The sequence below is a fragment of the Paenibacillus sp. FSL W8-0186 genome (genome assembly GCF_037969765.1).
In the GTDB taxonomy this organism is placed as follows: Bacteria; Bacillota; Bacilli; order Paenibacillales; family Paenibacillaceae; genus Fontibacillus; species Fontibacillus woosongensis.
Genome location: NZ_CP150207.1, coordinates 4,569,075 through 4,591,271, shown reverse-complemented (window position 1 = coordinate 4,591,271; position 22,197 = coordinate 4,569,075). Strand labels below are relative to the sequence as shown.

At 50.7% G+C, this 22,197-nt stretch carries 22 protein-coding genes and 1 riboswitch; of the genes, 12 read left to right on the top strand and 10 right to left on the bottom strand.

The genetic code is table 11. The annotated features are described in order from the left end of the window. Nucleotide 1: 1 nt before the first annotated feature. On the bottom strand, nucleotides 2–1,003 hold the full coding sequence (locus MKX50_RS20450) for an NAD(P)/FAD-dependent oxidoreductase (RefSeq protein WP_213593217.1): 1,002 nt from the start codon (nucleotides 1,001–1,003) through the stop codon (nucleotides 2–4). A 420-nt stretch (nucleotides 1,004–1,423) separates the two neighbouring features. Between MKX50_RS20450 and MKX50_RS20445 the strand changes: the two genes are divergently transcribed. Together MKX50_RS20445 and MKX50_RS20440 are read left to right on the top strand one after the other, a co-directional pair. Next, the gene (locus MKX50_RS20445; RefSeq protein WP_155612683.1) at nucleotides 1,424–2,617 is read left to right on the top strand and encodes an NAD(P)/FAD-dependent oxidoreductase; all 1,194 of its coding nucleotides are present in this window, start codon (nucleotides 1,424–1,426) and stop codon (nucleotides 2,615–2,617) included. A 1-nt stretch (nucleotide 2,618) separates the two neighbouring features. Continuing rightward, entirely contained in the window at nucleotides 2,619–2,861 is a 243-nt protein-coding gene (locus MKX50_RS20440; RefSeq protein ID WP_155612684.1) for a hypothetical protein, read from the top strand. A 69-nt stretch (nucleotides 2,862–2,930) separates the two neighbouring features. Here MKX50_RS20440 and hemQ read toward each other — a convergent pair whose 3' ends face one another. Next, nucleotides 2,931–3,677: a hydrogen peroxide-dependent heme synthase gene (gene hemQ / locus MKX50_RS20435; RefSeq protein WP_213593219.1), complete on the bottom strand. Its 747-nt coding sequence runs from the start codon at nucleotides 3,675–3,677 to the stop codon at nucleotides 2,931–2,933. A 207-nt stretch (nucleotides 3,678–3,884) separates the two neighbouring features. On the opposite strand from hemQ, the gene MKX50_RS20430 reads away from it, so the two are divergent. Then, on the top strand, nucleotides 3,885–4,178 hold the full coding sequence (locus MKX50_RS20430) for a YuiB family protein (protein ID WP_155612686.1): 294 nt from the start codon (nucleotides 3,885–3,887) through the stop codon (nucleotides 4,176–4,178). An 81-nt stretch (nucleotides 4,179–4,259) separates the two neighbouring features. Here MKX50_RS20430 and MKX50_RS20425 read toward each other — a convergent pair whose 3' ends face one another. The 4 genes from MKX50_RS20425 to MKX50_RS20410 form a co-directional block, all read right to left on the bottom strand. Next, on the bottom strand, nucleotides 4,260–4,610 hold the full coding sequence (locus tag MKX50_RS20425) for a helix-turn-helix transcriptional regulator (RefSeq protein WP_213593221.1): 351 nt from the start codon (nucleotides 4,608–4,610) through the stop codon (nucleotides 4,260–4,262). Between the two features lie 145 nt (nucleotides 4,611–4,755). Beyond that, nucleotides 4,756–5,349, bottom strand: coding sequence for a TasA family protein (locus tag MKX50_RS20420; protein WP_213593223.1), 594 nt, complete (start codon nucleotides 5,347–5,349; stop codon nucleotides 4,756–4,758). 78 nt (nucleotides 5,350–5,427) lie between these two features. Further along, nucleotides 5,428–6,018, bottom strand: a complete 591-nt coding sequence (locus MKX50_RS20415) for a signal peptidase I (protein WP_213593225.1) — start codon at nucleotides 6,016–6,018, stop codon at nucleotides 5,428–5,430. A gap of 24 nt (nucleotides 6,019–6,042) precedes the next feature. After that, the gene (locus MKX50_RS20410; protein WP_213593227.1) at nucleotides 6,043–6,762 is read right to left on the bottom strand and encodes a hypothetical protein; all 720 of its coding nucleotides are present in this window, start codon (nucleotides 6,760–6,762) and stop codon (nucleotides 6,043–6,045) included. Between the two features lie 702 nt (nucleotides 6,763–7,464). Here MKX50_RS20410 and MKX50_RS20405 point away from each other — a divergent pair. From MKX50_RS20405 to dnaI, 3 genes are all read left to right on the top strand, one after another. Further along, a complete protein-coding gene (locus MKX50_RS20405; RefSeq protein WP_213593229.1) occupies nucleotides 7,465–7,665 on the top strand; it encodes a hypothetical protein in 201 nt (66 codons plus the stop codon). 141 nt (nucleotides 7,666–7,806) lie between these two features. Continuing rightward, entirely contained in the window at nucleotides 7,807–9,336 is a 1,530-nt protein-coding gene (locus MKX50_RS20400; RefSeq protein WP_213593231.1) for a helicase DnaB, read from the top strand. Nucleotides 9,337–9,384: 48 nt separating this feature from the next. After that, nucleotides 9,385–10,338: a primosomal protein DnaI gene (gene dnaI / locus MKX50_RS20395; RefSeq protein WP_339157688.1), complete on the top strand. Its 954-nt coding sequence runs from the start codon at nucleotides 9,385–9,387 to the stop codon at nucleotides 10,336–10,338. 129 nt (nucleotides 10,339–10,467) lie between these two features. On the opposite strand, the gene MKX50_RS20390 is transcribed toward dnaI, so the two are convergent. Then, a complete protein-coding gene (locus MKX50_RS20390) occupies nucleotides 10,468–10,623 on the bottom strand; it encodes a YqzM family protein (RefSeq protein WP_213593234.1) in 156 nt (51 codons plus the stop codon). A gap of 257 nt (nucleotides 10,624–10,880) precedes the next feature. Between MKX50_RS20390 and trxA the strand changes: the two genes are divergently transcribed. After that, entirely contained in the window at nucleotides 10,881–11,198 is a 318-nt protein-coding gene (gene trxA / locus MKX50_RS20385; protein ID WP_213593236.1) for a thioredoxin, read from the top strand. Between the two features lie 103 nt (nucleotides 11,199–11,301). Beyond that, nucleotides 11,302–13,197, top strand: coding sequence for an excinuclease ABC subunit UvrC (uvrC, locus tag MKX50_RS20380; protein WP_213593492.1), 1,896 nt, complete (start codon nucleotides 11,302–11,304; stop codon nucleotides 13,195–13,197). Here the strand turns inward: uvrC and MKX50_RS20375 are convergent. Further along, nucleotides 13,166–14,890 carry a type II CAAX endopeptidase family protein gene (locus tag MKX50_RS20375; protein ID WP_339157687.1) on the bottom strand — a complete coding sequence of 575 codons (1,725 nt, stop codon included), beginning with the start codon at nucleotides 14,888–14,890 and terminating at the stop codon, nucleotides 13,166–13,168. The genes uvrC and MKX50_RS20375 overlap by 32 nt on opposite strands. Nucleotides 14,891–15,167: 277 nt before the next feature. Further along, a riboswitch (cyclic di-AMP (ydaO/yuaA leader) is annotated at nucleotides 15,168–15,331 on the top strand. Between the two features lie 111 nt (nucleotides 15,332–15,442). Between MKX50_RS20375 and MKX50_RS20370 the strand changes: the two genes are divergently transcribed. Together MKX50_RS20370 and MKX50_RS20365 are read left to right on the top strand one after the other, a co-directional pair. Next, nucleotides 15,443–16,777, top strand: a complete 1,335-nt coding sequence (locus tag MKX50_RS20370; protein ID WP_213593240.1) for a TrkH family potassium uptake protein — start codon at nucleotides 15,443–15,445, stop codon at nucleotides 16,775–16,777. A gap of 15 nt (nucleotides 16,778–16,792) precedes the next feature. Beyond that, nucleotides 16,793–17,461, top strand: a complete 669-nt coding sequence (locus tag MKX50_RS20365) for a TrkA family potassium uptake protein (protein WP_339157686.1) — start codon at nucleotides 16,793–16,795, stop codon at nucleotides 17,459–17,461. Nucleotides 17,462–17,545: 84 nt separating this feature from the next. Here the strand turns inward: MKX50_RS20365 and MKX50_RS20360 are convergent, their stop codons facing one another. Both MKX50_RS20360 and MKX50_RS20355 read right to left on the bottom strand, forming a co-directional pair. Beyond that, the gene (locus MKX50_RS20360) at nucleotides 17,546–18,220 is read right to left on the bottom strand and encodes a DUF4052 family protein (RefSeq protein WP_213593244.1); all 675 of its coding nucleotides are present in this window, start codon (nucleotides 18,218–18,220) and stop codon (nucleotides 17,546–17,548) included. Nucleotides 18,221–18,356: 136 nt separating this feature from the next. Continuing rightward, nucleotides 18,357–19,262 (bottom strand): LysR family transcriptional regulator, encoded by a 906-nt coding sequence (locus tag MKX50_RS20355; RefSeq protein ID WP_213593246.1) that lies wholly within the window; start codon nucleotides 19,260–19,262, stop codon nucleotides 18,357–18,359. A 321-nt stretch (nucleotides 19,263–19,583) separates the two neighbouring features. On the opposite strand from MKX50_RS20355, the gene MKX50_RS20350 reads away from it, so the two are divergent. Next, nucleotides 19,584–20,255, top strand: a complete 672-nt coding sequence (locus MKX50_RS20350) for a succinate dehydrogenase cytochrome b558 subunit (RefSeq protein ID WP_213593248.1) — start codon at nucleotides 19,584–19,586, stop codon at nucleotides 20,253–20,255. A 188-nt stretch (nucleotides 20,256–20,443) separates the two neighbouring features. After that, nucleotides 20,444–22,189, top strand: coding sequence for a succinate dehydrogenase flavoprotein subunit (gene sdhA, locus MKX50_RS20345; protein WP_155612703.1), 1,746 nt, complete (start codon nucleotides 20,444–20,446; stop codon nucleotides 22,187–22,189). Nucleotides 22,190–22,197 lie beyond the last annotated feature (8 nt).

Genomic DNA, 22,197 nt, shown 5'->3' with positions numbered 1-22,197 from the left:
TCTACAATTTCAAATTGCTGCTGTGACCTGGGGATAACTTAGCTTCCGGGTCGACGTAAACTTTGGCGTTATTTACAGCCGTAGGGGCTTCGCCGAATCCGACAGCAATCAAGTCAAGCTTGCCGGGATAGGTCGTAATGTCGCCAGCGGCAAATATGCCAGGGATCGAGGTTTCCATTCTGGAATCGACAACGATGGAGTTAGATTCGATTTCAAGCCCCCACTCGGCGATCGGACCAAGCGCGGATACAAATCCAAAGTTGACGACAACATCGTCCACTTCGATTTCCTGCGTCTCTTTTGTTTTCGTATGAGCCAGAGTAACGCGTTCGATGTGTTCGTCTCCGTGCAATGCCACGATTTCGGTAGGGGTAATGACGCGAACTTTGGAGTTCATCAGATTTTCTACACTGTGCTCGTGCGCCCGGAATTTATCACGGCGATGGATAAGCGTAACCTGCTCTGCGATCGGTTCGAGCATTAGCGCCCAATCCACAGCGGAGTCCCCGCCCCCGCTAATGAGCACCTTGCGTCCGCGGAACCGGTTTAAATCGCTGACGAAGTAGTGCAGGTTGGTCTGTTCGAAACGCGGAGCCTCTTCAAGCTCCAGACGACGCGGCTTGAACGCCCCGACGCCAGCTGTAATAATGATGGCCCGCGCGTAATGAACGTCTTTGTCTGTCGTAACGACAAAGTGGCGTTCGTCTTTTTTCTCGATGCGCAGCACTGTCTCCCCTAGACGTACGTCTGGATTGAACAGCTTGAGCTGTTCATTCAGATTGTTAACGAGCTCCTGGCCGGTTACTTTAGGAAAACCAGCGATATCGTAAATATATTTCTCAGGGTAGAGGGCGGCTACTTGTCCCCCAAGCTGAGGCATACTTTCGATTAATTTGACCGATGCTTTTCTCATGCCGCCGTAAAATGCGGCAAACATGCCTGCCGGACCTCCCCCGACGATAAGCAGGTCTGTAAATTCACTCCCGGAATTCAAGGATGACACTGGCAAACACCTCCAGATAGTATTCAAACATTCATAATGTCAATTCTACTTTATTATAAGCGTCCGCCTTACTGTTGCAAAGTGAACGCATTATGGCAGTTTTTTCAGCTCGATTTATGACTAAAAACCCGCTAAAACCGCGTAAAATAAGACTTGATCTTTTATAGAAAAGTGGATATCATTCAAATTGTGTGCGCACATAAATGTGACGAAATAGGTAACTATTATGATTAGGAACATATTTTTTTTGATAAAACGGTGATAAAGGTTTAAAATTAATGTGACAAATGTCGCATTCCTCGTCGCGCATAAGTTATGGATAATTACCAGAGACTATAATTTTATGTGTTAATTTTCACATTTTCAGTTTTTGGTTTTATTTAAAATATAGAGTGTCCATACTGGAAGGAGAACAAACTCATGAGTACCATACCTAAAATTGTTATTCTTGGAGCAGGCTATGGCGGTATCCTGACGGCTCAGCGTTTGCAGAAAGAATTAAACTACAATGAAGCCGACGTAACGCTGGTCAACCGTCATGATTATCATTATTTCACGACGCATTTGCACATGCCTGCAGCAGGAACGGATTCGATCGAGAATACCCGCGTTCCGATCTCCAAGCTGATCGACGAGTTCAAAATCGATCTGGTGAAATCGAATGTTCAGGAAATTCGCATCGCGGACAAGAAGGTCGTGCTTCAAGACGGAACCCTGTCTTACGATTACCTGGTTATCGCGCTTGGCGGAGAGCCTGAATCTTTTGGTATTCCTGGACTTGGCGAATATGCCATGCCAATCCGCAGTATTAACTCGGTTCGCTTGATCCGTCAACATATCGAATACCAATTTGCACTGTACAAAACAGACGAAAGCCGTACGGACCGCTTGAACTTCGTAGTAGGCGGCGCAGGCTTCAGCGGCATCGAATTCGTTGCCGAACTGGCCGACCGAGTGCCTGAATTGTGCAAGGCTTATGATGTAGATCCAAATCTGGTTAACGTATATAATGTAGAGGCAGCTCCTACCGCTCTTCCGGGCTTCGACCCTGAATTGGTGGAATATGCCATGGATGTACTGCGCAAGAAAGGTGTTCAATTCAAAATCGGCGTAGCGATCAAAGAATGTACGCCAGACGGTGTTATTCTTGCTACAGGCGAAGAGATTAAAGCAGCGACCGTCGTGTGGACCGGGGGGATCCGCGGTAACCGCCTGATCGAAGCAGCTGGTTTCGAAACCGCTCGCGGCCGTGTGAAAATCGATGATTACCTGCGTGCGCCGGAGCATGACAATGTATTTATTATCGGAGACAACTCGCTGATGTTTAATCCGGAGGGCCGTCCTTACCCGCCAACGGCTCAAATTGCCATGCAGCAGGGCGTAACCTGCGCACAAAATGTCGTGGCTTCGATCCGCGGCAAAGAGCTGAAGAAATTCGTGTTCAGCAACAAAGGTACCGTTGCTTCCCTAGGTAAAGGCGAAGCCATTGCTTCCGCATTCGGCAAGAAATATAAAGGCTGGGTAGCGGCTCAATTGAAAAAGGCAGTGGACATGCGTTACCTCTTTACGATTGGCGGCATTCCGCTCGTTCTGAAGAAAGGCAGATTCCTGTAAAATGCGCCATTGCAGTGTTCAGGTGCGAGGTCTGTTGACGCGCGATGAGCTTGACAGGTACAATGCCTTGATGGAGGTCGGCTCTTATTTGGAGTCGCAGCAAAAATACGATCTGGCTTATCATGTGCAGAAGGAAGTCGATATTCTCATTCTTCCGGCGATTGAAAGATTGAAGGAGAAGGGGAGAGCCCGTGACCGTGCGACGGCGGAGTTTCTGGAATCGCTGCGGGATGCAGAGGAATAATCATTTACAAAAAATAAAAGGGGTGTTCCAGCATTGCTGGAACACCCCTTCTTACGTTTATCGCCTGAATCACAGCTTCAGCATTTCCTCGAAAAGCTGCTCATTCAACAAATTGCCAACGTAGAATGAGCCGAACTCGCCGAAACGGGCGCTAACTTCGTCAAAGCGCATTTCGTAGACGAGTTTTTTGAACTGCAGAGCATCGTCGGAGAAAAGGGTAACTCCCCATTCCCAATCATCCAGTCCGACGGAACCGGTAATGATCTGCTTCACTTTTCCGGCATAGCTGCGGCCGATCAGACCGTGGCTGCGCATCATCGCCCGGCGCTCATCCATTGAGAGCATGTACCAGTTGTCGCTTAGATCGCGTTTCTTATTCATCGGGTAGAAGCAGATATATTTCGATTTAGGCAGAATAGGCTGCAATCTCGCCATAACCTCTGGATTGGCTTTAGGGTCGCCGCCTCCGGATGCCAGGTAGTTGCTAAGCTCAACAACGCTGACGTACGAATAGGCTTTGACTGTATACTCTGCAAAAGTCGTCTTGTTAAAGGCGTTCTCCAGCGCGTTAAGCTCTTCGAGCGTCTCGCGGAGATGCATGAATACAAAGTCTGCTTTTTGGCCTACAACGGAGTAAACCGCTGTGCTTCCGTTCTTGGATTGTTCCACGCTGCTCCATTCCTGCAAGAAAGCGTGAAGCTCCTCCAACGCGACAGCGCGCGTCTCATCGTCGGCCTCTCTCCAGGCCGTCCAGTTCATGGAGCGGAAATCGTGCAGGGCGTACCAGCCCTCCAGGGTTAATGCTGCTTCATTCATTTATGATCACTCCTAAGGTTTCCTATAATTCCAAGTGTAGAATACATTGATCTTATTGTATCCTATGGCTGGCAAGGGGGCAAATCCATTCACAATCTATTCACGCAAAGTTCGTTGCTTCGCAACATTTTTTCTAGTAAACTTACTACTAGTGCAAAAAGATGTGATCTAGCTTATTGAGCTTGTTGAAGAAGGGTTGGGGAAACAATGGGTTGGCTAGTCGTATTCATACTGATGGTGTTATTTTTCGTGATGATGTTCGGTATCGGTTTCATTCTTAATATGCTGATGAAAACAACATGGTTTCCGGCCTACGTATTCATTATTGTCATTCTGCCGATCGTGGTATACTCGCTATGGAACCATGAGCAGAACTTCTGGACTTACGTCGCCTCCTATCGCCTCGTCGATTATTTGACGGCGATCGCCGGACTGCTCGGCGCGATCCTGAGCGGCTGGACGATCCGCAAGCTGCGCCAGGGCGGGTACAAAATGTTCTAGCCGTCGCTTCTGACGGCAAGATGCAACGTCTTATAGAGAAGCCCCGGGCTGCAGCCCGGGGCTTTGTTTTTTTAGATCATGTTATTTCCGTTCCGCGTTCCTGCCTTGTCCTTGCTTCCACTTCTGAAACGCCAGAAATTCCTTGAACTCCTGCTTGCTGATCCCTGAATCTATCGCTTCCTGCAATAGCAGAGACCACTCCGGATCGAGCAGATGTTCAGCCGGCTGATCTTCAAACAGCAGCATGGGAATCGTAACATTCAGCGCGCAAGCGACCTTCTCGATGAAGTGAATGGAAGGATTGCCCTGTATGTTCCGTTCAACGTTGCTTAAGTAGGACTTGGCGACATCCGCTTTTTCGGCTAGCTCCGATAACGACATTTTCTGCTTCAGGCGGAATTTTTGAATGCGCTCTCCAATATGTTCTGCCATAAGGACGACGCCTTTCTATCTTAATAGAAGATATTTCTCAAATCATTATAACAAAATGTGCAGCAGCCGACAAAAACGGACGGCAAAAGGACACCCTGATCCGCGGATGACGGATAGAGGTGTCCGGGACGGGGGAAGTAGCGGACTATTTAGCCGTGCCGGTTCCTTGCCGCGCCTCAAAGGTCCATTTCAGCTGGAGGGCGTCTCCTTGGAACTGGTTTTGATCCTCGTTGTTATCCACAAATTCAAATTTGACGATGAGATTATCCGAGGTGCCGGCTTTTAGCCCGCCCCGTTCTTCGAACCACTCCTGCCATTTGTTATCTACCGCGTCCGGCGCCAGGGATTGCAGTTCGTAAAGCGTCGTTTCATAAATGACGTCTTCCTGTTTGTCGAGATTGGTTAAAAACATCACCTTAATGTGTTTTCCGAAGTCGTCTGTATTTGCCGGGGCTCCCGCCATGTTGGTCACACTGTAGGAAGTGCGGAGAAGAACCTTTTCAATATCCAGCGTACCGTTGTTAAACAGCTTGAAGGTCCGGATCCCATAGTCGCCAGGCTTGATGTTGTCAAGGTTGATGACTACGGTAGGCTCTGCATTCAAGTCAAGCGTCCCTGAAGCGAAAGTCCCCGACGTTTCCACCGAATCGCTGAAGTAAGCGAACGTCCCTCCGCCAATCAATGCCAGACCTAAAGCGGCCGTTGCCATACCGAGACCTAATGTTTTCTTGATTCCCATAATCAAGCTCCTCCTTAAGGATAATTGATATATTGCGGCCTTATGATGGGCATAAGGACAACAATCAGGAGATAAAAATCATTCTGGCGCGTCAGCCCCTGAATCGGCTTGAACGCCGGAGCCTTGCTCCAGCTGGGAGATGGCCTTCCATATGGAGCAAGCGCCATAGAGAAGGAGTATCAGCCCTGGAACGATAAGGAGGAGAAGGCTGCCGGCTTTGCTGCCGGCAAAGTGAAGCAAATATCCAGCGTACGGGATGGTGAATCCGGTATAAACGCCGACGATATTGGCCGGGACAACGAGCGCGCTGTCAGGAGCATCATTGTTGTCTCCCTGGGTACGGTACAGTATCTGACCGCCGGCTTCGCTGGTTATGACCTCGATGATCCTATGGGTAATTAGCCGCTGTTCATCGGCCCGGTACGTGATGATATCCCCGTCCCGGAAAGGAATCCCCGTTCCAGCATGATGTGGAGAAATGGCGATGACGGATCCCGTTCGAATCGTGGGTTCCATCGAACCGGATAATACTGTTTTTAGCTGATATCCGTAGAAATTCGGCTCACCGCCAGTTATTCTGGACAACAGTACTGAGCCGAGAACCGTCAGGCAAACCGCAGCAGTCAAGTAATAAACCGTTTGAGCAGCCAGCTTCCATAGCAGCCTCATTGATCCTTCCTCCAATCCACCCCATTATTTGTTTTGTAATACCTCTTGGACCGAGGCGTCCTCCGTACTCTCCTCAGCGGATTGACCTTCATCACTGAACTGTTCTTCCGTTAGGATTATTGGCGCTGCCGCGAATTCAGCCTCTTCAGCCTCTTCTGCTTCCATCTCAGGACGGTCCTCTTCTGAAGTTACAAAATGATCGGGTTGTTCCTCGACAGCTGCCAAGTTCCCCTCCTCCTGGACCGTCTTTTCGCCATCCTGCAGACGATTCTCCTCAGCGGCAGCTTGGATCGCGAATAAGCGCGATTTCAGTATGTGAAGCTCTGCCGCACTTTCCCGTAACTCGGCTTCCAGCGAACGCTGCGAGGCTTCGTAGCATTGAAGCAGCTCCTGGCTTACCGCATCGCCGGTTGCTTCTCTCGGCATGGGATAGTAATCTTTCGCTACCTCTAGTTGATTTGTGAGCGAATTCGGGACGTTCTGAACCGCAATCCCGGCTTCATATACTTGTCGCAAGTATTCGATGAGATCGGCTAAGGAAGCAGAGAGCGGGGGGGATAACGAAGTATCCGCTTCAGAGAACCATTCTAGCTCCTTGAGCAAGCCCATCCCGGAGATCCTGGCACAATTGGCCGGAATATCCCTGACTAGCCGAACCATTTGGTTCAAGGCCGCGGATCCGGAGGCAAGTTCATACTTAAGTTCGTGGAAGGAAGCGGATGAGCTGGCAAGGCTGTCATTCATTGCACTAATCTTTTCCTGGAGGATGCTTATCTTCAGAGATGCATTCTCCGCAGCAGTTTCAAGTTCAGGGAGACTTAATCGGCTTAAGGAATTCTGTTCCGGTTCCAGATAGGTAGCGTTTGTTGCGGATGTAATGAGGACAGGTGCAGCCGTAACGGGTGTGTCCATAGCAGGTTCAAAAAAAGACGAGGGGGTCGAAGATTGGAGCCGACTAGCGAGAACGCTTGCATTCCGAAAATGAGCATGCATATCGGAGAGTCCGTTCTCGACTGCGCTGGGGAAGACAGGGCAGGCCTCAACACTAAAAGCAGTGTCGCTAAAGCTTGAAAACTCGCCATATGTGGCACCGATTTGATCTGGGAGGTAAAGTAAAAGCCCGGAAAGAAGGAGGAGCGTTTTCAGCAACGGTCTATTTCGCGGCTTCCTTCGCTTGCAAACCGCGGGAGCCTTAGTGCTGCGCAAAAGGATTCCTCCTTTCCAGAAGTTTGTTTCGCACCATTTGTTCGTTATTAAGAACACTTATTGAATTCAATATATACGGTTTAAGGCTAAATATAAAACTGTAAAAACTGCCAAATGTTCTTTATAAAGAACCAAATGATCATTATTTCTCCATCAAGCTTTTGATATCTTCAAATTTCTGGAATTGAATGGATGCTGTATGTAAACGAAAATTCCATCATGATTAGGAGGCGATGGGTGATGAATAAGGCTGTGCAGGTTGCGGGAAGCGGGGAAGTAGCCGAGCATGAGGCAGCGGAATGGTTCGAATTGCTCGTGACGGCCAAGGAGGCGGGAATTCCGATTGAAGTGGTGCGTTCCTTCCTGCAGAGAAAGTTTCCTTCTGCGGCGGAGCAAGCCGCATTCCGCAAATTTATCGGCAGCGGAAGCATTCAGGAATAAGAGGAAGAAACATCGTCTACCGTGTTGAGAGACTATGCTTTTCGGCGAAATTTGTAGGGTATTCACGATTCAGGGAGAATGCTTTTGTGATAGAATAGAGAAAGTCTACACGTACGTGAGCTGGGAAGGAGCGAAGAAATCATGCGCATCAACAATATGCTGCACTTTACCGAGAACCACCGTTATTGCGTATACCGCGACTTCGGCCTCAGCGCTGTCGACGGCAGAATGCTTAGTCTGGTTTATCAGCCGATGGCTGGCGCGTTTGCCATCGGCTTTTATCGCCTGCTTGCCGAACGCGTCTCCTTGGAGCAGGTCGGATATTCCCCGATCGAGCAGCAGCGGGAGCTGTTTCTTACGCTGGGTCTTGAGCCGAGCGAGAAGGGGCGAAAATATTTAATTGAACAGGCATCAAAGCTGGAGGCGGTTGGGCTCCTGCAGACAAGTCGATTGTACATACCGGAAAGGGATGACTACATTTACGAGTACGAGCTGCAGGCCCCGCTTTCTCCTGCCGATTTTTTCCGTACCCAGCATTTGACCTTGCTGCTCCGCGACAAGATCGGCAAGTTCGCCGTCCTTGCGCTGCGGGAGCGAATGTTCTGCGAGGAGCCGCCTGAGTGGACTGGAATGGCCTACAATAAAGAGAACATATCGGTGCCTTTCTATGACATATTTGAACTGAACACGCATGCGATCGATTACGAGCTGGAACAGGCGATTGCTGAATCTTCCATGTCCAGGCAATCCGGGGGATTGCAGGGCGCAGAGGAAGAAGCGATCAATTATGCCGACATCATTATCCGTTTTCCGCGGGAATCAGCGAACCGGGCTTTTGTGGAGGGGCTGCGATTCAATTCCGAAGGAATGGGAATCGCCAATTATGTCGCCCGCAAATATGAGCTTAGCGTGCAGGATCTATGCCGCCTGCTGGATGAAGATGGCGTATTTGCCCCTGACGGCAGCCTGCTGCTGGAAAGCCTGCAGCATAAAGCGAATCTTCATTTCAGGCAAGGCAAGCGGCGGAGGGACGAAAGAGAGGTCGCTTATGCCAAGGTCGTAGCTCTGCGCGCCTCCGAAACGGCTGCCGGCGAAGGGATGCCGGAGGAGGTTGCCGTTCAAATGGAATATTACGTCGAAGTTCCTCCGCAGTTCCGCAGCAAGTGCGATATACATCAGTACAATATGATGCTGCGCAATGAGCCGTATACCCGGCTGCTGAAGACGTTTTTCCCGGGCTCCGTACCCGATAATCTGCTGGATATTTTTGAGAAAATCGATCTGAACTACAAGCTGCCCGGCGAAGTCATTAACGTGCTGATCCATTACTTGATGGAAATGCTCACTTCGGGCGGAGAGCAGCGGATCAACCGCAATTTCGTGGATGCGATCGCTGCCAATATGCTGCTTAAGCGCATCGATTCTTATGAGAAGGCCGTTCAATATATTCGCAATCAAGCGAAGGTCCGTAAAGAGAAGAGCAGCGGGGCAGCGCCCCAGGCCGCGGCGGGAAGAAGCCGTGCTTACGGCAGAACTGGTACGGTCAAGCCGGACATTCCGATCGTGGAGAGCTCAGCGAACGGGGATGCCGTCACCGAAGAAGAATTTGCTGAGCTGCTCAAAATGGCTGAGCAAATGCAGGCCAGCAAACAAAATAAAGCAAGCAAATAAGGAAATATGGAATAAGAAGCATGTCATAAGGAAGGTGAATGTTAGCTTATGGAATCACTCGGAGAACTGCTGACGCAGATGAAAAGCCCGGTGCTGCGCCGGCGTTCGGAGGAATTGACGGCGAAGCTGATGAGCGATCCGCTGGTGCTGGAGCTAAGAGCTCGTTATCCTGAGCTGAGGGACGAGCAGCTTACGCTAAATATGGCCAAGCTCTACCAATATGTGCGAAGTTCGCGTCACTGTGACAGCTGTCCGGGACTTGATCGCTGCCCGAATGATTTTCCCGGCCATTATACAAAGCTAACGGTCGATACGCTCTACGGGGATGCTGCGATCAGTGACCGGCAAGTGCCCTGCAACCTGCAGATCCAGCGGGAACGGGATCTCGCCATCAAGAAGCGGATCCATAGCTTCTACATAGATGAGCGGGCGCTGGAGGAAGGCTATAGCGAAGTAGAAATCATGACCAAGGATTTGGATCGGGCACCTGCGGTAGGCCGGGTATTCCAATACATCAATGAGGTGAAGGAGAACGGATTATCGCCTCGCGGTTTGTATTTGGAAGGCCATTTTGGGACAGGCAAAACATTTCTGATGTGTTATCTGCTGCATGAGCTGGCCAAGGCGGGATATTCCGGGGTTATCGTCTATATGCCGGAATTCGTTGAAGATTTGAAGTCGATGTTCCAGGACAGCCAGAAGCTGAAGGAAACCGTGGAAGTGATGAAGCAGGCTGACCTGCTCATTTTCGACGATATCGGCGCTGAGAATTTGAATCCTTGGGTCCGTGATCATGTGATGGGTTCGATTCTGAATTTCCGCATGAACCGGAAGCCGACCTTCTATACATCGAATTACTCGCTCGCAGGACTCGAGAAGCATCTTAGCTTTACGAGCAAGGAAGGGGAAGAACTTCACAAGGGACAGCGTCTTATGGATCGTATTGCGCCGTTCGTGGAGGTAGTTCAGGTTCGCGGCGTGAACAAGCGGGGACAGAAGTAAGAAATATCAGGGTAAAAAAATAGCAGGCCGGAGCGGTACGCCCGGTCTGCTATTCTTCATGCTGCAAAGGGTTCCTTATGTATAAGTTTGCCTAGGAGACCCGTGCTGCCATTGATGATTCACTCATCATTAGCCGGCTAGAAACTTAAAAATGACCATGCCGAAGAAAATAACGGCCATGACCGTCAGCATGCCAAAAAAGCCATTCATCAGGTCAAACAAATCGTTGCGCGGTTCTTCGTTGATATGCTCCCGCGGGTCATTTACGTGCGTATTTGCGTCCATGGCGATGGGGCCTCCTCGAAAAATAATATTTATCAATGAAATACGTCATAGACAAAACGGTTTTGGGTTATTATTAGTATAACCAAACGTTCAACAGTTTGTAAAGAACAAGCAGGGAGTACGATTTTTCATTTGCTATATATTTGTGGTATACTTTGAATGACGCTAATTTTTAGCGGCATTATCCAATATGTATGACACAAACCATGTTTAATGAACATGTTATACATGCCCTTAACATGAAGGAGGAGATTTATATGGCAATCGTTAACGTATCCGATCAAACTTTCAATAGTGAAGTGGAAAGCACAGGAACCGTTCTGGTTGATTTCTGGGCTCCATGGTGCGGTCCTTGCAAAATGATCGCTCCTATTCTGGAGGATCTGGCATCTGAAGTAGGCGATTCCGTCAAAATCGCTAAAGTCAATGTTGACGATAATCCAGAATCGGCTTCCCGCTTTGGCGTGATGAGCATTCCGACGCTTATCCTCTTCAAGGACGGACAACCGGTCGATAAAGTGGTCGGTTTGAACTCGAAAGACGCTCTGAAGAGCCTTATCGCTAAGCATCAATAAGCTTTGGTGCAGGGATCGTGCTTTTTCACGCCTCCGGAATCTCCGGGGGCGTTTTCTATGTCATACCTTAGTGTAGTATCATGGGGAGAGGGGGAACATGGGTATGGATGAACCGGTGAAGGGGCTTCAGGAATTAGATCAGGATAAAGAGAAGGCGCTGGAAAACATTCGCCACAAGCTCGCGCTGCTGCCAGACTTGCCCGGCTGCTACTTAATGAAGAACAGCAAGGGCACGATCATCTACGTGGGTAAAGCCAAAGTGCTTAAAAACCGCGTGCGGTCTTATTTTACAGGCAGCCACGACGGCAAAACCCAGCGGCTTGTCTCAGAAATCCGTGATTTTGAATATATCGTAACGGCCAGCAACATGGAAGCGCTCATTTTGGAATGTAATTTGATCAAACAGCATCATCCGCGTTATAACGTTCTGCTTAAGGATGACAAGACGTTTCCCTATTTGAAGATCACCAATGAACCTCACCCAAGGCTGGAGGTTACCCGGCGGGTGCTTAAGGATAAAGCGAAGTATTTCGGTCCTTATCCGAACGCATATGCGGCCCAACAGACGAAGAAGCTGCTGGACCGCATGTACCCGCTGCGCAAGTGTAACGTGATGCCTAAAGAGGTCTGCCTGTATTACCACATCGGCCAATGCATGGCGCCGTGTGTGGAGGAGGTGCCGCAGGAGAAATACGATGAAATTACGCAGGAAATTCAATCTTTCCTGAGCGGCGGCCATGAAGAGATCAAAAAAGAGCTGCAGCGCAAAATGCAGGAAGCGGCCGAGGAGTTGTATTTCGAACGGGCCAAAGAGCTGCGCGATCAAATTATGAGCATCGATGCGCTGATGGAGAAGCAGAAAATTACGATGGCCGACGCCAAAGACCGCGACGTGTTCGGTTATGCTGTCGATAAAGGCTGGATGTGCGTGCAAATCTTGTATATGCGCCAGGGAAAAATGATCGAACGGCATGCCTCGGCATTTCCTTTCTACGGCGAGGCCTACCAGGACTTTCTATCGTTTATAACGCAATATTATAGCGATAACCCGGCATTGCCCCAGGAGATCCTGCTTCCGGCGGAACCAACCGGCACGGAAACGGGAGAGGACGGTTCAGAGGCGGATGCCAAGGAAGGCGCGGACGCGATCAGCGGGGCCGCGGAACTGCAGCAGTGGCTTGGCGTCAAGACGCTGGTGCCGCAGCGGGGGCTGAAACGGCAAATGATCTCCATGGCCGAGGAGAATGCCCGGGTGTCCCTGGAGGAGAAGTTCCGGCTCATAGAGCGGGACGAGGAGCGCACCTCGAAGGCAGCTGAAAATTTAGGCGCTGCGATCGGGTTAGAGTCGCTGTCGCGGATCGAGGCGTTCGACAACTCGAACATTCAGGGAACGAACCCGGTATCCGCCATGGTCGTATTCATTGACGGGAAGCCGGCGAAAAAAGAGTACCGGAAATACAAAGTCCGCACCGTAGAGGGTCCAGACGATTACGAGACGATGCGGGAAGTGATTCGCCGCCGCTATGAGCGGGTGCTCAAAGAGAATTTGCCGCAGCCGGATCTGATCGTCGTGGACGGCGGGAAAGGCCAAATTTCAGCAGCGGTTGACGTGCTGGAGAACGAGCTGGGCTTGTTCATTCCCGTGTGCGGACTCGTCAAGGATGATAAGCACAGAACCGCCCAGCTCATGGTTGGAGATCCGCCGGAGCCGGTGCATCTGCCTCGTGACAGTCAGGAGTTCTATCTCCTGCAGCGCATTCAGGAGGAGGTTCACCGCTTCGCGATTACGTTTCACCGGGAGCAGCGGGCCAAATCGATGGTGGCTTCGCGGCTGGACGCGATCCCGGGGATCGGAGAGAAGCGGCGCAAGCTGCTGCTGAAGCATTTCGGTTCGCTCAAAAAAATAAAAGAGGCCTCCGTCGAAGACTTTCGGCCTCTTTCGATCGGCGACAAGCTCGCCAATCAGATTATAAATGCCCTTCGGGATGAGGAGTCGTAAACTGCGGCTCCTCTTCTTTGCGTTGTACCGGCGGAATGCTCTCCGTCCGGCCCGGCGGGTTGAACAAATATATAACATAGGCTACGATCGCCGGCAGAGCGATGTAAACAATCCCTGCGGTCCAGTTCAGCACCCCGCCCATCAGCATAAGGCTGAGCGACATGAGAATGCTGTTGAAGATGACATGCGTGAACATGGCGGTAATATAGCCGTAGCGCAGAAAAACAAAGCTGAACAACAGCCCGACAATCGTCAATTCAATCGGGCGTGAATAGACGGGATAAATCGGATACAAGGAATGTCCGAACGCCCAAATCATCGATGAGATCAAGCTGGCTACGAACGTGCTGCGGAATATTTTCTTCAGCATCGGGATGCCGAACAAGCGATAGACAGCTTCCTCGCCGATCCCTGCTACCCAGGCGAGCAAGGGGAACAGGATGGGATAGAGCATGTTGTAGGCCGACTGGGTGGCATCAGTCGTTGACCAGGTGCCGATCGTGTGTCCAAGGACAAAGAAGATGACCGATTGCGCCCCGAGCAGGATCAAAGCCCACAAATAGGCGCTTTGCATCGAGAACAGGACATGCTGCCCGTATCCCGGCTCCTTGGCTCTGGCCCATAAATTAAGCCCCTGTTTGCGCCAGAGTCCGTCTCCTCCGATCAGGGAGAAGTAAATAGAGGCCGATATTACCAAAGTGAGTGCGCCTTGCACGATGAAGCCGAGGATCAGGACCTCTGTTCCGAGCCCGTCCTTCTCCAGCATCGGAAGCATATTAACCGCTCCGACCATCGTAAAAATAAAGTAAGCAGTGGACAGAACCAGGCCGCGCAGAAAAGAAGAAAACGGTCTGGTCTTCACACTGTAGATGATCGCCAGAATGCCGAGCACGAAGGTGAATAGGGCGTAGCCAACCCAGGTGAACCAGCTGGCCAGCTTCTTTTGGCCTTTTACATACTCCAGATGAGCGGCAGGGGGATCGAAATATGCTTCCATGGAGGACACGGTTCCGTCTTGGAAGCGAAATTCGATTAGCCCGCGGGATTGACCGGCTTCATAGCCCGGAATTTCGTAGATCAGACCCGATTCGTTTTCGGCGCTCTCGATCTTCAGTTGAGCGGGATCGAAGTCAAATGCCTTAAGATACGGAGCAGCCAGGCTTTCTTTGTCCTCGGGCGTCAAGTCTCCCTCCGTGACCTGCAACCCCCTGCCGCCCGTGATGCCTTGCTTCTGCAGCAGATCCCTGGTGGCGTTGCTGTAGGTTTCGATACGTTCGAATCCGGCCACTCTGCCGCCATACATGTTAACGTCCACGGTTAAGGCGCTAAGGATGCCGTCTGGCGGCTCGAAGCGAACGCGAAATATCTCGAGCGGAAACTGTTCATCGTAATTTTGCATATAAGTTTTCATCAGGCCCGCTCGGGTTAAGTAACCATATATGTCCGATCGAGATTCGTATGTAACCAAAGCATCGTCCAATGTTACAGGCAGCTCCAGTGTCGAAGCGGCGAACTCGGCAGCGATTTCCTTCGCCTGCTGCTTGGTGATCGTCTTCTGAATTTGCTGCAATGAATCCGGCGTGGCCATCGGCAGAACCTGCAGGGCCAGAAAAATGAGGAAACCTACGGCGGCCAGTACCCGAAGCGTGGTGCGCTTCGGAGTTCGCCCTGCGGACGAAAAGTTGGATAACATTCAAAAACCCCTTTGCTCTAGTGTAAATGGATATCATTGTAAAGATTATCATAAGCATGGAGCAATCGCCAGAATCGAACGAGCCAAGCGCAGAAAAGAGGCAATAATTCCGCAAAAATACAGTATGGCTCAGAGAATGAAGGATGGCGAGCTCCGTTTCAGGCGGCAAAGGTGATTTTCATGGTATTTCGGGTAAATCAAGCTTTGTGGTGAACGTTAATTAAGCTTATAATCCAATTCATAGAGATGGAATGAAAATGTGAAATGAAAGAATTGAAAAGAATATCGGCCGAATTTCCAATGGAAAACGGGGGAACCAATTTTTTGGGGTGAATTTCTCAGGCTCTGCACGGACCGGAAAGTCCGGCGCAGGAGGCGAATAGGGCTGCTCTGCAGGCCCGAACCCGTCAGCTAACCTCGTAGGCGTATTGCAGCAGGAACCATTACCGAAAGGGCTCTGGATTTCCAGTGCTTTTTTCTTTTGCCAAAGTGTCCATAATAAAGGGGTATAAATGTGAGGAACGCAGATCAAGGAAAGAGGAGGTGAGCACGATGCCGTCCCAATGGTTTAAATTATCACCACCGCGTATATTGGTGCTTGGCTTTGCGGCGATTATACTGGCCGGAACACTCCTGCTGATGACGCCGCTCGCCACCACAACCGGGGAATCTCTTCCTTTCGTTGATGCGTTGTTTACGGCGACCTCGGCCACTTGCGTCACCGGGCTTGTCGTCCGCGATACAGGGACTTATTTTTCAACATTCGGCCAAATCGTAATTATGACGCTTATTCAGATCGGCGGACTCGGCTTCATGACGATGGCAACCCTCTTCTCCCTTGTGTTCAAGCGGCGGATTTCACTGCGGGACCGCCTTCTGCTGCAGGAGGCGATGAATCAGAATACGATGGAGGGCATCGTGCGCCTCATACGCAAGGTACTGATGTATTCCCTGGTCATTGAAGTCAGCGCCGCCTTATTGTTTGCGATTCGCTGGGCGTTTGACATGCCGCTAGGACGGGCCGCCTACTACGGAGTGTTTCATGCGGTGTCACTGTTCAATAACGCCGGCTTTGATTTATTCGGAAATTTCCACAGCCTGACGGGTTATGTGGACGATCCGCTCATTAACTTCGTAGCGATGTTTCTGATCGTATCGGGCGGGCTCGGTTTTATTGTGCTGTCCGAGCTCGCGGATTTCCGCCGCAGCCGCAAGCTGTCGCTGCATTCCAAAGTGGTTCTGTCCATGACCGGATCGCTTATTATCATCGGGGCGCTCGTCATCTTTATATTCGAATTTACGAATGCCAAAACGATGGGCTCTTTGGATTGGAGCGGGAAAATATGGGGTTCGTTCTTCCAGTCGGTCACGACGCGGACGGCGGGCGCAAATTCAGTGGATATCGGGACTCTTCGCCAGGCCACCCAATTCTTCATAATCATCCTGATGTTCATCGGCGCTTCCCCGGGCTCGACGGGAGGCGGGATCAAGACGACGACGTTCATGATATTGGTTGGCGCGGTCATTTCTATGATTCGCGGACGCAATGATATGGTGCTCTTCCGCTATCGTTTGTCCCAGGAGCGGATTTTTAAGGCCGTCACGATTACGATGCTGGCGCTGTTTCTCGTCATAGCGGCGGCAATGATATTATCCACGACCGAGGAAGCGGGGTTTCTGAGCATTCTGTTCGAGACGACGTCTGCTTTTGCCACGGTCGGTTTAACGATGGGACTGACCCTGGATTTGACCGATATCGGCAAAATTATTTTATGCTTCATGATGTTTACCGGCCGCCTGGGTCTCTTGACGCTGGCGTATGCGCTTGGTCCGAAAAAGGGTAAGGAATTATACCGTTATCCCGAAGGGAAAATGATTATAGGATAGGAGTTCGACCAATCAATGAAAATGCAGCAGTTTGTGGTGATCGGCCTGGGGCGCTTCGGCTCCAGCCTGGCGCTTGAGTTAATGGATCTGGGATATGAGGTGCTTGGCGTCGACCTGAACGAAGAGCTGGTCAACGATATGAGCGCTTATTTAACCCATGCCGTCGCGGCTGATGCTACGGATGAAGATATGCTGAAATCGCTGGGTATCCGTAATTTCGATTGCGGCATTGTGGCCATCGGCAGTGATATTCAGATGAGTATCCTGACGGCGATTCTGCTCAAGGATTTGGGCATCAAAACGGTCGTCGCAAAGGCGATTTCCGTCCTGCACGGCCGGGCGCTGGAGAAGCTTGGCGTGGACCGGGTTATTTTCCCAGAGAGAGATATGGGGGTTCGCGTGGCGCATCAGCTGGTGACGCCGAATTTGCTCGATTATATCGAGCTGTCGAAGGAGTACAGCATCGTCGAGCTGAGTGTGCCTGCATGCCTGGCCGGCAAAACGCTGGGCGAGATCAATCCGCGTGTGAATTACAGCTGCAGCATCGTTGCGATCCATAAACAAACGGGAGTCATTGTCGCCCCTACCGCGATGGATGTGCTGAATGCCGGAGATATTATGGTCATGATCGGTTCTAATGAGAATATCGATAGATTTGAAGCTGTCATTAACGAGGACGAGTGACGGATACAATGGCAAAGGAAGCTGAGTCAGCCGGGAGGGGCGGACACAGCTTCCTTTATATTTGGCTCTTTTTTGCCGCTTATTTCAGAAAGACTTCAGCTCAGCGCTTCGGTACAGCCGCCAGCAGATGAAGGCCGCGCCGATGGAAATGGCGATGGCGAAATGGGGAGGGAGAATATCTACCAGTGTCTTGGCCGTCGCATCGATGAGCGTGGGATTGTTCGTACGAAGAGCATCTAGACTCAGAATATAAACAACGATTAATCCGACGCCCCAGAACAAACCGAACCGGTACATCAAGGTACTCGTCAGAAAGAACAGCATGGCCAGGAGGAAGAAGACTGCAGTCTGCGAATACCATAGCATGCCATATGAAATGACGGCAGTGCCCGGATCGAAGGTGATCAGCGGGAGCAGTTGCCTGAGCGCCGCGACAAGGAGCGTCTGCGCAAGGGATACCGCTATGCTGAAGGCAGCGAAATAGATCAGGCTGCTCCAATAGTATTGCTTGCGCGTCCAGCCCAAGCCCATTAACAATGGGAAAGAGCTGGCGGCAGTAATATAAGCGGTTAGCAGGATGAAAATAGAAATTGCGGCAAAATTATTATTCATCACCAATGCGATTGCATTTTCGGGCTCATATATGCCGTATCCGGCAATCAGCCAAAAATCAAGGAATAGGACGATAGCTCCAAACCATAACAGCCGCTTGCGGTGATTATGCCAATGGAAGGTGAGCTGGGTACGAAACGTTCTCATGGATGGACACCTCCGAACTTAACTGGTTCTTTGCGGATGAAATGTATTCTCAAGGAAGGCTCAACTCGTTGTATTACCCCATTTCCACCCTCGTGAATCATCGTAATGAAGCAAACGTTAGAAGAATACGCTAAAATCACTCCAGTTCCAAGGCATGGATCAGACTGCCCTTGATATCATTAATCCACTCTTTGGTCTCTTGAGTCAGCTCCGAGCTGCTGCCATAAATGAGACAGGTCTCCCGGCGCGTTTGCTCCAGCTCTTTCATTGGCAGAGCTACCAGTTCATTGTCTTTCAGCAGTTGGGGCCTCAGATACGATTGCGGCAGCAGCGCAGCGGCCCGGCATGTCGGGAGGAGACGCACAATGGCTTCGAAGGAATCGATTTCCATGCGCACATCCGGTATGATGCCGTAGCGCCCGAACAGGTCATCAATCAGCTTCCGGTACCATGTCCCTTTGGAGAAAATGATCATAGGCAGGCCGTTCATATCCTCCATGGCGGCCGGCTTTTCCCCGGCCAGGGCATGGTTCCGCGGGACGACCAGCTCCAGATGATCCTGGAACAGAGGGATGCATTTCAAGCCCTGCTCGGAAATCGACGAAGCGACGACGCCGAGATCAACTCTTTTATCACGGACATATGAGACGATTTCATGGGTTTTGCCGGTAACAAGCTTCACTTCGATGTCCGGCGATTTGTTCATCAGCGCGGTCACGAGCGGAGGGAGAGTCGTCTGAATCGTTGTCAGGCTCGCTCCGAGCGTGATGACCCTGCGTTCGGCCGTTTTAAAGCGGGAGACCGATTGCAGGAAATGTTGATGGCGCTGGCGCTGCTCCATGGCGTAGATGTAAGCCTCCTGGCCGACGCGGGTCAGCTCAAGCCGCTTTCCTTTCCGCTCGAAAAGCGCGACGCCCCATTCCTCCTCGAGCTTGGCTATTTTACGCGACAGGGCCGGCTGTGATAAATTCAGCAGCTTTGAGGCTTTGTTTAAGCTGGACTGCTCGACAACCGTAGTAAAGACGAGTAAATCTTCCATCATAGGTAACATCCCTCCGATTGTTAGACGTATAGTTATATTGAAAGAGAACGGTTTCTTAACTTGATCACCTTTTAATAGAAACTTTATGCTTGTAAATGGATATGCATAAATGTTATAACGATTAATACGTATATTGCAATTCCATTATAAGATAAAAAGGAGTAACATTAAAAGTGACACAAGATGTTCACATGTTATTAAAATCACATGTGGATATGGCTGTTTTGATGTGGAATATGTCATAGTACTTTCCTGACGGCCGGTGTCGAACGATGTTATCGAATAGGGAACGATGGAAACGAGAAAGGGGAACACGCACTTATGAAAGGGTTTTATTCCAGAAAGCTGCACTCGCTCCTGGGTGTCATTCCGCTAGGATTTTTTATTCTGGAACACATGATTACGAACTTTTCAGCCGTTGAAGGCGGAAGGCAGGGATTCATGGATGCCGTCGCATTACTGAACAGTCTGCCGCTTGTTATTGTTATCGAAGCGTTATTTATTTGGCTGCCGCTGCTGTACCACGGCGTATACGGCATGTATATCGCATTTCAAGCGAAGCCGAACAATGGCAGATTCCGCAATGAACGGAACCTTCGCTATTTGCTCCAGCGGATTAGCGGGGTTATTGTATTTGCGTTCGTAATCTGGCACGTTTGGGAGACTCGGGTACAAGTCGCATTGGGTAACGTGACGCACGAGGAGCTTGGTGCAGTGATGCACGGAATCGTTACGCAGCCGATTTTCTTTATTATTTACTTTATCAGCGTGATCGCGGCCTCGTTCCACTTTGCCAACGGCATGTGGTCTTTCCTGGTTAGCTGGGGAATTACGGTCGGCCCGCGTGCGCAGCGCGTTTCTTCGAATATTTTCATGGGGCTGTTTGTGATCGTGTCCGTGATGTTTATCTGGTCGTTGTTTGCATTCCGCAACGTAGAATTTGCTGCGGAAGGAACGGCTTTGCTGCAGACGCTGAAGTCGTTTGTCGGCTAGGATCGATAAATGAAATGATGTAGTAACGCCGAACAAAACTAAGCGAATGCTTACGAAGCAAGTTTTGTTACGAAGTAAATCGAAGAAGTAACGCTCAACAAAACTAAGCGAATGCTTACGAAGCAGTTTTGTTACGAAGTAAATCGAAGAAGTAACGCTCAACAAAACTTTTAGGAGTTGAAACATATATGGCTAAACAAAGCATTATCGTCGTAGGCGGCGGGCTGGCGGGGCTCATGGCTACGATCAAAGCGGCGGAGGCCGGGATTCAGGTGCATTTGTTCTCCCTTGTCCCGGTCAAGCGTTCGCATTCCGTCTGCGCGCAGGGCGGAATCAACGGCGCCGTTAATACGAAGGGCGAAGGCGACTCCCCATGGGAGCATTTTGACGATACCGTATACGGCGGAGACTTCCTGGCAAATCAGCCGCCGGTTAAAGCGATGTGTGAAGCGGCTCCAGGCATCATCCATCTGATGGACCGGATGGGGGTAATGTTTAACCGTACGCCGGAGGGCTTGCTGGACTTCCGCCGTTTCGGGGGAACGAAGCATCACCGCACGGCGTTTGCCGGAGCGACGACAGGCCAGCAGCTGCTGTATGCGCTTGATGAGCAGGTGCGCCGCTATGAAGCAGCGGGTCTAGTGACAAAGTATGAGAGCTGGGAGTTCATGTCCGCGGTGCTGGACGACGAAGGCGTCTGCCGCGGGATCGTGGCGCAGAACCTTCGCTCGATGGAGGTCGTTACCTTTGCTTCTGATGCTGTGATTTTGGCGACAGGCGGCCCGGGGATTATTTTCGGAAAAACGACGAACTCGGTAATCAATACAGGTACTGCGGCTAGTGCCGTGTACCAGCAAGGTGTGTACTACGCGAACGGGGAGTTCATTCAAATTCACCCGACGGCGATTCCAGGCGACGACAAGCTGCGCTTGATGTCGGAATCGGCTCGCGGTGAGGGCGGACGGATTTGGACTTACAAAGACGGCAAGCCCTGGTATTTCCTCGAGGAGAAATATCCGGCGTACGGCAACCTGGTGCCTCGCGATATCGCTACCCGGGAAATATTCAATGTCTGCGTAGAGCAGAAGCTGGGCATTAACGGCGAGAATATGGTATATCTCGATTTGTCTCACAAGGATCCGAAGGAGCTCGACATTAAGCTCGGAGGCATCATCGAGATTTACGAGAAGTTCATGGGCGATGACCCTCGTAAAATTCCGATGAAAATATTCCCGGCAGTCCATTATTCTATGGGCGGCATGTGGGTTGATTACAACCAAATGACGAATATTCCAGGCCTCTTCGCGGCTGGAGAATGTGAGTATCAGTATCACGGAGCGAACCGCCTGGGAGCGAATTCTCTCGTCTCGGCGATTTACGGAGGCATGGTGGCTGGACCGAAGGCGGTCGAATACATCCGCGGCCTGAAGAAATCGGCGGAAGATCTTAGCCCGGCGATCTTTGAGAAGAATCGCAAGGAGCAAGAGAGCAAGTTTGAGGCTTTGCTGGCGATGGACGGCACAGAGAATGCTTATGTTATCCATAAAGAGCTCGGCGAGTGGATGACCGACAATATGACGGTTGTGCGCCATAACGATAAGCTCGAGGCGACGATTGGCAAAATCAAGGAACTGAAGCAGCGCTATCAAAAGATCAACATTAACGATACGTCCCGCTGGAATAACGCCGGTGCCGCTTTTACCCGTCAGCTCTGGAACATGCTGGAGCTCGCGGAAGCGATGACGCTGGGCGCATTGCTGCGCAACGAGAGCCGCGGGGCTCACTACAAACCGGAATTCCCGGATCGTAACGATGAAGAGTTCCTGAAGACGACGAAGGCAAAATGGACGCCGGAAGGACCGCAAATCTCATATGAAGAAGTGGATGTATCGCTGATTACACCGCGGATTCGCGACTATTCGAAGGATAAATAGGAGGGGAA

Coding starts and splice junctions, on each gene's coding strand:
- MKX50_RS20420 (WP_213593223.1), bottom strand. CDS start 5,349: ATGGGAATCAAGAAAACATTAGGTCTCGGTATGGCAACGGCCGCTTTA.
- MKX50_RS20405 (WP_213593229.1), top strand. CDS start 7,465: ATGAATAAGGCTGTGCAGGTTGCGGGAAGCGGGGAAGTAGCCGAGCAT.
- MKX50_RS20425 (WP_213593221.1), bottom strand. CDS start 4,610: ATGGCAGAACATATTGGAGAGCGCATTCAAAAATTCCGCCTGAAGCAG.
- MKX50_RS20355 (WP_213593246.1), bottom strand. CDS start 19,262: ATGATGGAAGATTTACTCGTCTTTACTACGGTTGTCGAGCAGTCCAGC.
- sdhA (WP_155612703.1), top strand. CDS start 20,444: ATGGCTAAACAAAGCATTATCGTCGTAGGCGGCGGGCTGGCGGGGCTC.
- dnaI (WP_339157688.1), top strand. CDS start 9,385: ATGGAATCACTCGGAGAACTGCTGACGCAGATGAAAAGCCCGGTGCTG.
- MKX50_RS20415 (WP_213593225.1), bottom strand. CDS start 6,018: ATGAGGCTGCTATGGAAGCTGGCTGCTCAAACGGTTTATTACTTGACT.
- uvrC (WP_213593492.1), top strand. CDS start 11,302: ATGGATGAACCGGTGAAGGGGCTTCAGGAATTAGATCAGGATAAAGAG.
- trxA (WP_213593236.1), top strand. CDS start 10,881: ATGGCAATCGTTAACGTATCCGATCAAACTTTCAATAGTGAAGTGGAA.
- MKX50_RS20410 (WP_213593227.1), bottom strand. CDS start 6,762: ATGAATGACAGCCTTGCCAGCTCATCCGCTTCCTTCCACGAACTTAAG.
- MKX50_RS20370 (WP_213593240.1), top strand. CDS start 15,443: ATGCCGTCCCAATGGTTTAAATTATCACCACCGCGTATATTGGTGCTT.
- MKX50_RS20365 (WP_339157686.1), top strand. CDS start 16,793: ATGAAAATGCAGCAGTTTGTGGTGATCGGCCTGGGGCGCTTCGGCTCC.
- MKX50_RS20390 (WP_213593234.1), bottom strand. CDS start 10,623: ATGGACGCAAATACGCACGTAAATGACCCGCGGGAGCATATCAACGAA.
- MKX50_RS20375 (WP_339157687.1), bottom strand. CDS start 14,890: ATGTTATCCAACTTTTCGTCCGCAGGGCGAACTCCGAAGCGCACCACG.
- MKX50_RS20360 (WP_213593244.1), bottom strand. CDS start 18,220: ATGAGAACGTTTCGTACCCAGCTCACCTTCCATTGGCATAATCACCGC.
- MKX50_RS20350 (WP_213593248.1), top strand. CDS start 19,584: ATGAAAGGGTTTTATTCCAGAAAGCTGCACTCGCTCCTGGGTGTCATT.
- MKX50_RS20400 (WP_213593231.1), top strand. CDS start 7,807: ATGCGCATCAACAATATGCTGCACTTTACCGAGAACCACCGTTATTGC.
- hemQ (WP_213593219.1), bottom strand. CDS start 3,677: ATGAATGAAGCAGCATTAACCCTGGAGGGCTGGTACGCCCTGCACGAT.
- MKX50_RS20440 (WP_155612684.1), top strand. CDS start 2,619: ATGCGCCATTGCAGTGTTCAGGTGCGAGGTCTGTTGACGCGCGATGAG.
- MKX50_RS20430 (WP_155612686.1), top strand. CDS start 3,885: ATGGGTTGGCTAGTCGTATTCATACTGATGGTGTTATTTTTCGTGATG.
- MKX50_RS20445 (WP_155612683.1), top strand. CDS start 1,424: ATGAGTACCATACCTAAAATTGTTATTCTTGGAGCAGGCTATGGCGGT.